This is a genomic window from Microbacterium aurum, assembly GCF_016907815.1.
Taxonomy (GTDB): Bacteria; Actinomycetota; Actinomycetes; order Actinomycetales; family Microbacteriaceae; genus Microbacterium; species Microbacterium aurum.
Genome location: NZ_JAFBCQ010000001.1, coordinates 1,304,931 through 1,317,338, shown reverse-complemented (window position 1 = coordinate 1,317,338; position 12,408 = coordinate 1,304,931). Strand labels below are relative to the sequence as shown.

Here is a 12,408-nt window from a genome sequence, read left to right as displayed (position 1 = left end):
GCATCACCGCGGGTCCGACCCACACACACAGAGAGACAGGGCCATGACACCCACCGCCACGGGCTTCGCGCCCGAAACGACCACCCGCCCCACGACGGGGCCGATCCCGACGAGCGCGATCGTCGTCACCGGCCCTCTCCGTGACCGCTACGACGAGATCCTCACGCCCGACGCGCTCGCGTTCCTGTCCGAGCTGCACGCGCGCTTCGCCGGCCGCCGCCACGACCGCCTCGCCGACCGCATGCGCCGCCGGTTCGAGATCGGCAACGGGCACGACCCGCAGTTCCGCGCCGACACCGCCCACATCCGCGAGGACGCGGACTGGCAGGTCGCCGGTGCCGGCCCGGGTCTGGAGGACCGCCGCGTCGAGATCACGGGTCCCACCGACCCGAAGATGACGATCAACGCCCTGAACTCGGGGGCGAAGGTGTGGCTCGCCGACCAGGAGGACGCCACCAGCCCGACCTGGAAGAACGTCATCGAGGGCCAGCTGTCGCTGCGCGACGCGATCCGCGGCGAGCTGCGCTACACCTCCCCCGAGGGCAAGGTGTACGAGGTCACCGCCGAGCGCACACCGACGATCGTGATGCGTCCGCGCGGCTGGCACCTGACCGAGAAGCACATCGAGTTCACCGACCGCACCGGGCGCACGCTCGCGGCATCCGGCTCGCTCGTGGACTACGGCCTGTACTTCTTCCACAACGCGCAGCGGCTGATCGAGAACGGCGTCGGCCCGTACTTCTACCTGCCGAAGATCGAATCGGCCGAAGAGGCGCGGCTGTGGGACGACGTGTTCAGCTTCAGCGAGGAGTACCTCGGCATCGCGCACGGCACGATCCGCGCGACCGTGCTGATCGAGACGCTGCCGGCCGCCTTCGAGATGGAGGAGATCCTCTTCGAGCTGCGCGACCACATGGCGGGGCTGAACGCCGGCCGGTGGGACTACATCTTCTCGATGATCAAGAACTACCGCGGCCGCGGCGCCCGGTTCGTCCTGCCCGACCGCAGCCAGGTGACGATGACGGTGCCGTTCATGCGGGCCTACACCGAGCTGCTCGTGAAGACCTGCCACAAGCGCGGCGCCTTCGCGATCGGCGGCATGAGCGCCTTCATCCCGAACCGACGCGACCCCGAGCTCACGGCACTGGCGTTCGAGAAGGTGTCGGCCGACAAGAAGCGCGAGGCCGGCGACGGCTTCGACGGCACGTGGGTGGCTCACCCCGACCTCATCCCCGTCGCGCAGGCGGAGTTCGACGCGGTGCTCGGCGACCGGCCGAACCAGATCGACCGCCAGCGCCCCGAGGTGGAGGTGACGGCATCGCAGCTCATCGACGTGCACATCGGCCTGCCGATCTCGGCCGGCGGCGTCTACGCGAACGTGTCGGTGGCGATCCGCTACATCGAGGCGTGGCTGCGGGGCCTCGGCGCCGTCGCGATCGACGGCCTGATGGAGGATGCCGCGACCGCCGAGATCTCCCGCTCACAGGTGTGGCAGTGGATCCACCAGGACCGCTCCACCGAGGACGGCACGAAGATCACCCGGGAGTACATCGAGGAGCTCATCGCCCGCGTGCTCGGCGAAGTTCCCCGCAGCAGCGGCGATCGGTTCGACGACGCCGCGGAGATCTTCCGCACCGTGGCCCTGGGCGACGACTTCCCGACGTTCCTGACGCTCGGGGCGTACGCCGACTACCTGGACGACGCCGACTGAGCGGCGCGCCGACACCCCGCACACATCGAACAAGGACGTGACATGACCGCCTACGAGACCGACATCCGCTCCATCGCCGCCCTGAAGCAGCAGCACGGCTCTGCCTGGGACGCCATCGATCCCGAGTCCGTCGCCCGGATGCGGGCGCAGAACCGATTCCGCACCGGGCTCGAGATCGCCCAGTACACCGCCGACATCATGCGCCGCGACATGGCCGAGTACGACGCCGATTCGTCGGTGTACACCCAGTCGCTCGGCGTCTGGCACGGCTTCATCGGGCAGCAGAAGCTCATCTCGATCAAAAAGCACCTGAAGTCGACCAACAAGCGGTACCTCTACCTCTCCGGCTGGATGGTCGCCGCCCTCCGCTCGGAGTTCGGTCCCCTCCCCGACCAGTCGATGCACGAGAAGACGGCCGTCCCCGCGCTCATCGAAGAGCTCTACACGTTCCTTCGGCAGGCCGATGCCCGTGAGCTCGACCTGCTGTTCACGAAGCTCGACGCCGCGCGCCTCGCCGGCGACGAGACCGCGGTCGAGTTCATCCAGTCGCAGATCGACAACTACGAGACGCACGTCGTGCCGATCATCGCCGACATCGACGCCGGCTTCGGAAACCCCGAGGCGACGTACCTGCTCGCGAAGAAGATGATCGAGGCGGGCGCCTGCGCGATCCAGATCGAGAACCAGGTGTCGGACGAGAAGCAGTGCGGGCACCAGGACGGCAAGGTCACGGTGCCGCACGAGGACTTCCTCGCGAAGATCAACGCCGTCCGCTACGCGTTCCTCGAGCTCGGCATCGACAACGGCATCATCGTCGCCCGCACCGACTCGCTCGGCGCCGGCCTCACGCAGAAGATCGCCGTCTCGCATGAGCCCGGCGACCTGGGCGACCAGTACAACGCCTTCCTCGATGTCGAGGAGATCGGCGAGGGCGACCTGAGTGACGGCGACGTCGTCATTCGCCGCGAGGGGCGGCTGCTGCGGCCCAAGCGCCTGGCGTCGAACCTCTACCAGTTCCGACGCGGCACCGGCGAGGCGCGATGCGTGCTGGACTGCATCACGTCGCTGCAGCACGGCGCCGACCTGCTGTGGATCGAGACCGAGAAGCCGCACGTCGCGCAGATCGCCGGCATGGTCGACCAGATCCGCAAGGAGATCCCCAACGCGAAGCTCGTCTACAACAACAGCCCGTCGTTCAACTGGACGCTGAACTTCCGCCAGCAGGCCTACGACGCTCTCGTCGAGGAGGGCGCGGACGTCTCCGCCTACGACCGCGCCGACCTCATGAACGTCGCCTATGACGACACCGAGCTCGCGCGCCTGGCCGACGAGAAGATCCGCTCGTTCCAGAAGGACGGCTCCGCACGCGCCGGCATCTTCCACCACCTGATCACGCTGCCGACCTACCACACGGCCGCGCTGTCGACGGATGACCTGGCGAAGGGCTACTTCGGCGACGAGGGCATGCTCGCCTACGTCAAGGGTGTGCAGCGTCGCGAGATCCGCGAGGGCATCGCGACGGTCAAGCACCAGAACATGGCGGGCAGCGACATCGGCGACAACCACAAGGAGTACTTCGCCGGCGACGCCGCCCTCAAGGCCGGCGGCAAGGACAACACGATGAACCAGTTCGGCTGATCACAGTCCGAGCCGGTCGCCGAACCCTCGTCTCCGACCCGAACCCTCACGCTCAGGCGCGCCTGGCCGTGAGGGTTCGGCTTGGAGGTGAGGGTTCGGCCGCGGGGCGGCGAGGGTTCGGCCGCGGGGCGGCGCGGATCGCCTGGGGCGGGGCGGCGGAGCCACGCGCTCGGTCGTCGCGCGCCGAGGGCGTCAGGGCAGCAGGCCGAGCTCCATCGCCCGCGTGACGGCGCGGGTGCGGTCGGGGGCGTCGAGCTTGTCGAACGCCTTCTGCAGGTGGGTCTTCACGGTCGCCTCGCCGATGCCCAGGTCGACCCCGATCTGCCGGTTGCTGCGGCCCTGCGCGACCCGGCGCAGCACGTCGAGCTCGCGCGGCGTCAGCACGGGTTCGGCGGCCGGCCGGCGCATCCGCTCCACGAGGCGCACGGCGACCTGCGGCGACAGCGCGCTCTGCCCGGCGGCCACCGAGCGGATCGCGGCGACGATCTCGGCGCGCGGCGCCGCCTTCAGCAGGTAGCCGCCGGCGCCCGCCTCGACCGCGGCGAGGATCTGCTCGTCGGTCTCGTAGGTAGTGAGGATGAGCACCCGCGGCGCGGGGGTTCCGGCTTCGCCCGCGGCGAGCCGGGCAGTCGCCGCGACGCCGTCGACGCCCGGCATCCGCAGGTCCATCAGAACGACGTCCGGATGGGTCTCGGCAGCGATCCGCACCGCCTCGTCGCCATCGGCGGCCTCACCGACGATCTCGAGGCCGGGTTCCTCGGCGAGCACGGCGACGAGTCCGGCGCGCACGATGGGGTGGTCGTCGACGACCAGCAGCCGGATCACGCGTCCACCTCCGCAGCACGCTCACGCAGCGGCAGCCGGACGGTCACGCGCGTGCCCTCCCCCGGCGCCGCGACGACCTCGAACGTCCCACCCGACAGCGCGACGCGCTCGCGCATGCCGTCCAGTCCGAATCCATGGCGGGATGCCGCGGGGTCGAACCCCTGGCCGTCGTCGGCGACGGTGAGGACGATCTGCGCGGCATCGGACGACAGCTCCAGCCGCGCGCGGCGCGCCGCGGCGTGCTTGCGGACGTTCGCGAGCGCCTCCTGCGCGCATCGCAGCAGCACGACCTGCGTCTCGGGGTCGAGGGTCGGCAGCGCCTCGGTGCCGTCGATGTGCACCACGAGGCCCGTCTCGACGCGGAACCGCTCGGCGAGCCGCTGCAGCGCCTGACCGAGCGTGGCATCGGCCGGGACGGCGGCCGTCCGTGCGACGATCTCGCGCGCCTCGGCGAGCGCCTCGCGGGCAGTGCGCTCGACGGTGTCCATCGTGGCCGCGGCGTCAGCCGGTTCGCCGCGGCGCGCCTGCGCGGCGGCCCGTTCGCTCAGCAGGACGAGTCCGGCGAGGGTCTGCGCGAGGGTGTCGTGGATGTCGCGGGCCAGCCGCTCCCGCTCGGCCGACGCGCCCTGCGCCGCGCTCAGCGCGCGCACCGTCTCCTGCGCCGCGACGAGCTCGTCGACGAGCGCCGCGCGCTCGTCGCCGTACTCCGCGATCCGGCTGATCCACAGGCCCATCGCGATCGCGAACCCGAGCGAGACGAGCCCGGAGGCGGAGGCCGCCACGAGCGAGCCGGTGGAGATCAGCATCCCGACGCACACGGCGAGGCCGATGACGACGCACCCGATCACGGCGTCGCGCACCCGCACCGCGAGGGTCCACAGCACCGGATAGGCGAGCGCTTGCAGGAAGGCGCCGTTGGGGCTCGCCGCACACGCGAGCGTGAGGGCGACCGCGGCCGCCGCCACGAACCCCCACATCCGCGGTGCCCATTCCGGTTGCGCCCCCGCCGTCCCGCCAGCCTCGGCCCGTGCCGCCGGGACGGGCCGCCACAGCCGGAAGAACCCGAGGTACGCGCCGACGAGCAGCCCGATCCCGGCCAGCAGCAGAAGGCCGCCGGCAGGCTGCGGCGGGTCAGCGAGCCACGCGAGGGCGAGGGTCAGTCCGACGACGGCGATGACCGCGGCATCCCACCCCAGACGCGTCGGCACGAGGGCGCGCGAGGAAGGGCCAGGGGCGGGCGGAACGGTCATCACCGGCTCACGTTACGCGTCGCGGCGGTTCCAGCGGAACGTCAGCCGGCTGACGATCACGCCGATCACCAGCCACCCGGCCAGCACGAGCGCGACCCAGCCGAGGTTCCACTCGCCGCCGGGTTCGAGCGTCGCGTACTCCGCGGGCAGGAACACCGCGCGCAGCCCGCGCGCCATCCACACCAGCGGGAAGACGCTCGCGAGGTTCTGCAGCCAGTCCGGCAGCAGCCAGAAGAAGAGGTACACGCCCGACACGAACTGCAGCACGAGGCCGATGGGAACGACGACCGCGCTCGCGCTGCGGGCGCTGCGGGGCAGGGCCGATACGGCGATCCCGAGAAGTGCCGACGCCGTGAGTCCCAGGAGGAACACCCACGCGAACGTCCCCCACGCCTCGACGGTGCTCGGCAGCGGCACATGGAAGATGAACGCGGCCGCGGCCAGCAGCAGCGCCGCCTGCAGCAGCCCCGTCACGAGCACCTCGCCGAGCTTGCCGGCGAAGTACGACACCGGCGACAGCGGCGTGCCGCCGAGCCGTTTGAGCGTGCCGTCGGAGCGCTCGGTCGCGATGTCGATCGCGAGGTTCTGGAACCCCGAGAGCAGCAGGCCGGCGGCCATCATCCCCGGCAGGTACAGCTGCGCGGCGGAGATCGCGGCCACGCCCGGGCCGCCCGTGATGTCGCCCGAGCCGCCGAACACCGTACTGAACAGCCCGAGCATGAGCACCGGGAACAGGAAGGTGAAGAAGAGTGTGTCGGAGGAGCGGAAGTAGCCGCGCAGTTCGTAGCCGGCGCGGTGCGCGCCGAGCGCCAGGGTGGTGCCGAGGGTGGCGGTGGTGCCCGGGGTGGCGGTGCTCATGAATGGCTGCTTTCGTCGAGACCGGCGGGCGTGGCGACGCCGGCGAGGTCGGATGCCGCGGGTGCGGCGACGAGGCCGAGGTAGATCTCCTCGAGGGTGGGGCGGCGGATCTGCAGGTCCTTCGGCTCGCCGCCGAGGCGCGCGGCGAGCGCGGAGGCGAAGGTGAGCGGCTCGGTGGTGCGCTGCTCTCGACGGGCGCCGGCTTCCGTCCAGGTCACGAGCGGAATGCGGGCGTCGTCGCCGCCGATGCGATCGACGGGCCCGATCGCGCACAGTGTGCCGTGGGTGACGACGGCGACGCGGCCGGCGAGTTGCGGGGCTTCGTCGAGGTCGTGCGTCGTGAGCAGGATCGTCGTGCCGTCCCTCTGCAGCGAGCGGATGAGTTCCCAGAACACCCGCCGGGCCTGCGGGTCGAAGCCCGTCGTGGGTTCGTCGAGGAACAGCAGCTCGGGGCGCCCGATGATGCCGAGCGCGACGTCGACGCGACGCTGCTGGCCGCCGGAGAGCTTCGCGATGCGGGTGCCGGCCTGCGCCGTCAGGCCGACGGCGGCGATGACCTCGTCGACGTCGCGGGGGCGCGGGTAGTAGCCGGCGAACTGCCGCAGCTGCTCGCGCACCGTGAACACCCCCGCCTGTCCCGCCGTCTGCAGCACGATGCCGATGCGCTCCCGCCAGCGGCGGTCGGCGCTCCCCGGATCGGCGCCGAGGACGCTCACGTCTCCCGCCGTGCGGTGCCGGTACCCCTCGAGGATCTCGATCGTCGTGGACTTACCGGCCCCGTTGGGCCCGAGGAGCGCGAAGGTCTCGCCGCGCTCGATGTCGAAGGTGAGCCCGGCCACGGCCATGCGATCGCCGTAGGACTTGCGCAGGTCGCGGACCCGCACCGCTGGTTCTGTCATGGTTCCAGTGTTCGCCCCGCACGCCCCGGCCGACAGCCCTCATCCGGCGGAGCGCCCATCCCCCGATCGGGGGAGGGACGCCGTTCGGCCAGCACGACGTCGCCGACTGTTTAGGCTGAGGGAGACGACGTGGGGGTGCGGAATGGAGTCGACGGCCCGAGAAGACGGCAGAACGAGCCGTCGCGATTTCCTGCGCCGGACGGGCATCGGCGCGGCCTCTCTCGCCGTCGCGGGCGGGGCCGGATTCGGCATCGGGGCCGTGACGTCCGGCAGCGCCCGTCCCGAGGCCCCCGCGGAGTTCACCCCGCTGCCCGAGCGCGCCGAACCCGGGTTCGACCACGTCGTCGTGCTCATGTTCGAGAACCGCAGCTTCGACAACGTGCTGGGGCGGGTGTACTCCCCCGCCGAGAAGACGCAGGCCGAGTTCGACGGCGTCGCCCAGGGCGACTATGCCAACGCCGCGCCGGACGGCACCCGCATCCCCGCGCACGTGTACTCCGGCACGACCGACCACATCATGCAGCAGCCGCAGCCCGACCCCGGCGAGACCTACCCGCACGTCAACACGCAGCTCTACGACGTCGTCGACCCCGCGACCAATGATGACCTTCGCGCGCACGGCCTGCGCGCGCCCTACAACGCTCCGCCGGCGGGCGCGACCGCCACGAACGAGGGGTTCGTGCGGGACTACATCATCAACTTCCGTGCGTCGATGCGCCGCGAGCCGACGCCGGCGGAGTACCGGGTGGCGATGGGCGGGTTCTCCCCCGACATGCTGCCGGTGTTCTCCGCGCTCGCCCGCCAGTTCGCCGTCTACGATCGGTGGTTCGCCGCGGTGCCGTCGCAGACCTACTGCAACCGGTCGTTCTTCCACGCCTCCACCTCGCACGGGTTCGTCGTCAACCACACCGACGGCTCGTACGCGAAGTGGCTGAACGCCCCGGCATCCGCCACGATCTTCAACCGACTCGAAGACGCGGGCATCTCCTGGCGCGTGTACTACGACCCGACGCAGCTGGTGTCTCTGACGGGCCTCATCCACGCGCCGGTGCTGGAGAAGTACTGGAAGACGAACTTCCGCGACATGACGCAGTTCTACGCGGATGCCGCGGCCGGCGACCTGCCCGCTTATGCGTTCATCGAGCCGCGCATGATCTTCAATCACAACGACATGCATCCGCCGTGGGGCGAGCTGCGGGACGGCACGCTGACCCTCGACGACGGGACGACGGTTCAGATCGACAACAGCGCGTACTCCGACGTGCGCGCCGGCGACAAGCTGCTGCAGGACGTCTACGACGCGATCCGCACGAGCGCCTCGACGACGGGCTCCAACGCGGTCAACACGGCGCTGGTGGTGACCTTCGACGAGCACGGCGGCATCTACGACCACGTCGCCCCGCCGAAGGCGACGCCGCCGGATGACAGCGGTGCGGGCGAGATGGGCTTCACGTTCGATCGGCTGGGTCTGCGGGCGCCGTCGATCGTCGTCAGCGCATACACCGCGGCGGGCGCGGTCATCCACGACGAGATGCACCACGGCTCGGTCATCGCGACCCTTTGCCGGCAACACGGGCTCAAGCCGCTGACCGCCCGGGCCGACGGCGCGCGCACCATCGACAACGCGGTGGGCCTCGCGCATCCGCGGCAGCCGTACACGTGGCCGCAGCCGGTCGCGCTGTGGCAGCCGCCGAACCCCGAGGCGGTCGCGGAGGACACCACCGACGCCCATCGCGCGCGCCCCCTCACCTCCCCCGCCCGAGGGCTGCTGGGACTGCTGATGGCGAAGTACGCGCCTGGCGAGCCGGTGCCGACCACCTACGGCGAGGCCTACGACGCCCTGCAGCAGCACGGCCGGGGGCTGTTCGGCACGACGGACGAGAAGCCGGCCACCGACGGCTGATCTCCCCGACTACGCTGGGCGTGTGATCCATCGCGCCCCGCTCTCCCGCAAGCTGTCCGCCATCGCCGAGTCGGCGACCCTCAAGGTCGACGCGAAGGCCAAGGCGCTCATGGCCGAGGGCAAGCCCGTCATCTCGTATGCGGCAGGCGAGCCGGACTTCGCGACGCCGCAGTTCATCGTGGATGCCGCCGCTGAAGCGCTGCACGACCTCGCGAACTACCGGTACACGCCCGCCGCGGGCCTGCCCGTGCTGCGCGAGGCGATCGCCGCGAAGACCCTGCGCGACTCGGGCCTGGAGGTCCCGCCCGCGCAGGTCATCGTGACCAACGGCGGCAAGCAGGCGGTGTACCAGGCGTTCCAGGCGGTGGTGAACCCGGGCGACGAGGTGCTGCTGCCGGCGCCGTACTGGACGACCTATCCCGAGGCGATCGCGCTGGCTGACGGCATCCCGGTGGAGGTCTTCGCGGGGGCCGACCAGGACTACAAGGTCACCGTCGAGCAGCTCGAGGCCGCCCGCACTGACAAGACGACGGTGCTCGTGTTCGTCTCGCCCTCGAACCCGACCGGCTCGGTGTACACGCCCGAGGAGACGAAGGCGATCGGGCAGTGGGCGCTCGAGCACGGGATCTGGGTGATCAGCGACGAGATCTACCAGAACCTCGTCTACGAGGGCGCGCGCGCCGTCTCGATCGTCGAGGCCGTTCCGGAACTCGCCGGCCAGACGATCCTCGTCAACGGCGTCGCGAAGACGTACGCCATGACCGGCTGGCGCGTGGGCTGGATGGTCGGCCCCGCCGACGCCATCAAGGTCGCGGGCAACCTGCAGTCGCACTTGAGCTCGAACGTCAACAACATCGCGCAGCGCGCGGCGCTGGCCGCGCTCACCGGTCCGCAGACCGAGGCCGAGCAGATGCGCCTGGCCTTCGACCGCCGTCGCAAGCTCATCGTCGCCGAGCTGGCGAAGATCCCGGGCGTCACGGTGCCGAACCCGCTGGGTGCGTTCTACGTCTACCCCGACGTGCGGGGACTGCTCGGGCGCTCGTGGCGCGGGACGCAGGTCGACACCACACTCGAACTCGCCGACCTCATCCTCGACGAAGCCGAGGTCGCCGTCGTTCCCGGTGAGGCGTTCGGTCCTTCCGGATACCTGCGGCTGTCGTACGCCCTGGGCGACGACCAGCTCCTCGAGGGAGTCCAGCGGCTGCAGCAGCTGTTCGGCTGACCCGCCGCCTCGGCCTACAGCTCGACGCCGACGAGCACCGGCTCGGGCTGGAGCAGGAGTCCGAACTCGCTCTGCACGCGCTGCTGGATGTAGCGGGCGAGCTCGGCGAGCTCGGCCGCCGTCGCGCCGCCGCGGTTGGTGAGGGCGAGGGCGTGCTTGGTCGACAGCGCCGCGCGCGAGCGCGGCAGCCGGAAGCCCTTGCCGACGCCGGCATGCTCGATCAGCCACGCGGCGCTGACCTTGACATCGGGCTGCGTCGACACCGGCGGCGGCACGACACCGTCGAAGGCGGCCAGCGGGATGACCGTGACGGGGGCGACGCTCGGCGCGAGAGGCCAACGCGGGCACTCCGGCGGAAGCGTTCGGGCGAAGGATGCCGACACGATCGCGTTCTGGAAGAACGAGCCGGCACTGTGCGTGTCGGGGTCGGCGTCGTCGAGCACCATGCCCTTCACGGCGCGCGTGGCGAGCACCGTGTCGCGGATCCAGCGCAGCGACACCGCGGCATCCGGTTCGAGACGCAGCGCCTGCCGCAGCTGCACGCCGCCGACCGGGACCTCGCCGTGACCCACCTCGCGCAGTTCGAGCGTGATCGACACGATCACTCCGCTGCGCCGCGGGACCTCGCCGTAGTGATGCTTGAGCACGGAAGTGCGGAAGCCGAGTCCGAGATCGGATGCCGGCACCACCTCCACCTCGCCGGTGGCCTCGTCGAGCAGTTCGACCTCCACCAGCGTCTCGACGATCTCCTGGCCGTACGCTCCGACGTTCTGGATGGGAGCCGCACCGGCGCTGCCGGGAATGCCGCTCATCGCCTCGATGCCGGCGAGGCCTTCGGCGACGGCGTAGGCGACGAGGTCGTCCCAGTCGTGTCCGGCCTCGACCCGCAGGCGCACCCGGCCCTCCGGCGCCGGCAGGCGTTCGATGCCGCGGGTGCGCACGAGCACGACGGTTCCCTCGAAGGGCTCATCGCCGACGAGCAGATTCGAGCCGCCGCCGATGACCAGCCAGGGGTCGCCCGCCGCCCAGATCTCGCGGAGCGCATCGATGAGCTCGTCGCGCGTACGCGCCTCGACCATGCGAGCGGGGATGCCGCCGGCGCGCAGCGTCGTCAGCTGCGCGAGCGGGATCGGAGCGATCTGGGGCATGGTGGCAGAGGTCACGCGTGTCGGCGCACGCGGACCTGCGCCTTGCCGAGCACCGTGGTGCCGTCGAACGCGACGGTGAGGTCGATGCGGGCGGTGTCGTCGTCGAGCGCGCCCACCTTCGCCGTGATCACGAGGTCGGCGCCCGCCTCGGCATCCACCACGACGGGACGCGTGAAACGCACGCCGTACTCGAGGATGCGACCCGCGTCACCCGCCCACGCCACGACCGTCTCGACGGCGAGGCCCATCGTGAGCATGCCGTGGGCGAGCACACCCGGCAGGCCCACGCGCTCGGCGACGTCGTCGCGGTAGTGGATGGGGTTGAAGTCGCCGGAGGCGCCGGCGTAGCGCACGAGGGACTCGCGCGTGAGATGGACCGTGCGCTCGGCGACGACGTCGCCGACGGCCAGAGCGGCGCCGGTCTCGGGACCTGTCGCGGTGGTCATGCGTCCTCGCCTCCGATCAGCAGCACCGATGTCGCGGTGACGACGTGCGCGCCCCCGGCATCCGTGATCTCGGCCTCGCTCGTGACCATCGCCCCCGTGCCGAACGGGCGGACGTTCGTGATCTGCAGCTGCGCGACGAGCTCGTCGCCGGCGACGATCGGCCGCGTGTAGCGGAAGCGCTGCTCGGCGTGGACGGTGCGCTCCAGCGCGATGCCCGAATCCTCCTCGGCGAGCAGCTGCTGCAGCGTGAGATCTTGGATCACCATCGCGAACGTCGGCGGGGCGACGACATCGGCGTAGCCCAGAGCACGCGCGGCTTCCGGGTCGACGTGCTGCGCGGCATCCGCGAAGACGGCGCGCGCGAACTCGCGCACCTTCTCACGGCCGACGAGGTAGGGCGCGGTCGGGGGGAACGAGCGGCCGACCAGCTCAGGATTCACGGACACCCCTCGATCCTACCGAGCGGGTCGCCGGCGTCCGCCGCGTCGTGCCCCGGCGAAAACCCGTG

At 71.1% G+C, this 12,408-nt stretch carries 11 protein-coding genes; 4 read left to right on the top strand and 7 right to left on the bottom strand.

The genetic code is table 11. The features are described from left to right. The first annotated feature begins 43 nt into the window (after positions 1-43). Both aceB and JOD60_RS06605 read left to right on the top strand, forming a co-directional pair. Positions 44-1,711 (top strand): malate synthase A, encoded by a 1,668-nt coding sequence (gene aceB / locus JOD60_RS06610; RefSeq protein WP_076689662.1) that lies wholly within the window; start codon positions 44-46, stop codon positions 1,709-1,711. A gap of 42 nt (positions 1,712-1,753) precedes the next feature. Further along, on the top strand, positions 1,754-3,349 hold the full coding sequence (locus JOD60_RS06605; protein WP_076689660.1) for an isocitrate lyase: 1,596 nt from the start codon (positions 1,754-1,756) through the stop codon (positions 3,347-3,349). A 192-nt stretch (positions 3,350-3,541) separates the two neighbouring features. On the opposite strand, the gene JOD60_RS06600 is transcribed toward JOD60_RS06605, so the two are convergent. From JOD60_RS06600 to JOD60_RS06585, 4 genes are read right to left on the bottom strand one after another with little or no spacing between them, the layout of a single operon-like run. Beyond that, a complete protein-coding gene (locus JOD60_RS06600) occupies positions 3,542-4,174 on the bottom strand; it encodes a response regulator (RefSeq protein WP_076689658.1) in 633 nt (210 codons plus the stop codon). Beyond that, positions 4,171-5,424, bottom strand: a complete 1,254-nt coding sequence (locus JOD60_RS06595) for a sensor histidine kinase (protein ID WP_076689656.1) — start codon at positions 5,422-5,424, stop codon at positions 4,171-4,173. The genes JOD60_RS06600 and JOD60_RS06595 overlap by 4 nt, the downstream gene beginning before the upstream one ends. Before the next feature lie 12 nt (positions 5,425-5,436). Then, complete coding sequence (locus tag JOD60_RS06590; protein WP_076689654.1) at positions 5,437-6,282, bottom strand: ABC transporter permease; 846 nt, start codon at positions 6,280-6,282, stop codon at positions 5,437-5,439. Then, positions 6,279-7,181: an ABC transporter ATP-binding protein gene (locus JOD60_RS06585; RefSeq protein ID WP_076689652.1), complete on the bottom strand. Its 903-nt coding sequence runs from the start codon at positions 7,179-7,181 to the stop codon at positions 6,279-6,281. Before JOD60_RS06585 ends, JOD60_RS06590 begins: the two co-directional genes overlap by 4 nt. A gap of 142 nt (positions 7,182-7,323) precedes the next feature. On the opposite strand from JOD60_RS06585, the gene JOD60_RS06580 reads away from it, so the two are divergent. Together JOD60_RS06580 and JOD60_RS06575 are read left to right on the top strand one after the other, a co-directional pair. After that, a complete protein-coding gene (locus JOD60_RS06580; RefSeq protein WP_076689650.1) occupies positions 7,324-9,084 on the top strand; it encodes an alkaline phosphatase family protein in 1,761 nt (586 codons plus the stop codon). 22 nt (positions 9,085-9,106) lie between these two features. Further along, the gene (locus JOD60_RS06575) at positions 9,107-10,306 is read left to right on the top strand and encodes a pyridoxal phosphate-dependent aminotransferase (RefSeq protein ID WP_157127880.1); all 1,200 of its coding nucleotides are present in this window, start codon (positions 9,107-9,109) and stop codon (positions 10,304-10,306) included. Positions 10,307-10,320: 14 nt separating this feature from the next. On the opposite strand, the gene JOD60_RS06570 is transcribed toward JOD60_RS06575, so the two are convergent. Genes JOD60_RS06570 through JOD60_RS06560 form a run of 3 tightly spaced genes read right to left on the bottom strand, consistent with a single transcriptional unit; the run spans position 10,321 to position 12,346 of the window. Continuing rightward, a complete protein-coding gene (locus tag JOD60_RS06570; protein ID WP_076692088.1) occupies positions 10,321-11,454 on the bottom strand; it encodes a UDP-N-acetylmuramate dehydrogenase in 1,134 nt (377 codons plus the stop codon). 11 nt (positions 11,455-11,465) lie between these two features. After that, positions 11,466-11,900, bottom strand: a complete 435-nt coding sequence (locus tag JOD60_RS06565) for a MaoC/PaaZ C-terminal domain-containing protein (protein ID WP_076689648.1) — start codon at positions 11,898-11,900, stop codon at positions 11,466-11,468. Then, entirely contained in the window at positions 11,897-12,346 is a 450-nt protein-coding gene (locus JOD60_RS06560; protein ID WP_076689646.1) for an FAS1-like dehydratase domain-containing protein, read from the bottom strand. Before JOD60_RS06560 ends, JOD60_RS06565 begins: the two co-directional genes overlap by 4 nt. Positions 12,347-12,408: the final 62 nt, after the last annotated feature.

Coding starts and splice junctions, on each gene's coding strand:
- aceB (WP_076689662.1), top strand. CDS start 44: ATGACACCCACCGCCACGGGCTTCGCGCCCGAAACGACCACCCGCCCC.
- JOD60_RS06605 (WP_076689660.1), top strand. CDS start 1,754: ATGACCGCCTACGAGACCGACATCCGCTCCATCGCCGCCCTGAAGCAG.
- JOD60_RS06595 (WP_076689656.1), bottom strand. CDS start 5,424: ATGACCGTTCCGCCCGCCCCTGGCCCTTCCTCGCGCGCCCTCGTGCCG.
- JOD60_RS06590 (WP_076689654.1), bottom strand. CDS start 6,282: ATGAGCACCGCCACCCCGGGCACCACCGCCACCCTCGGCACCACCCTG.
- JOD60_RS06585 (WP_076689652.1), bottom strand. CDS start 7,181: ATGACAGAACCAGCGGTGCGGGTCCGCGACCTGCGCAAGTCCTACGGC.
- JOD60_RS06580 (WP_076689650.1), top strand. CDS start 7,324: ATGGAGTCGACGGCCCGAGAAGACGGCAGAACGAGCCGTCGCGATTTC.
- JOD60_RS06570 (WP_076692088.1), bottom strand. CDS start 11,454: ATGCCCCAGATCGCTCCGATCCCGCTCGCGCAGCTGACGACGCTGCGC.
- JOD60_RS06565 (WP_076689648.1), bottom strand. CDS start 11,900: ATGACCACCGCGACAGGTCCCGAGACCGGCGCCGCTCTGGCCGTCGGC.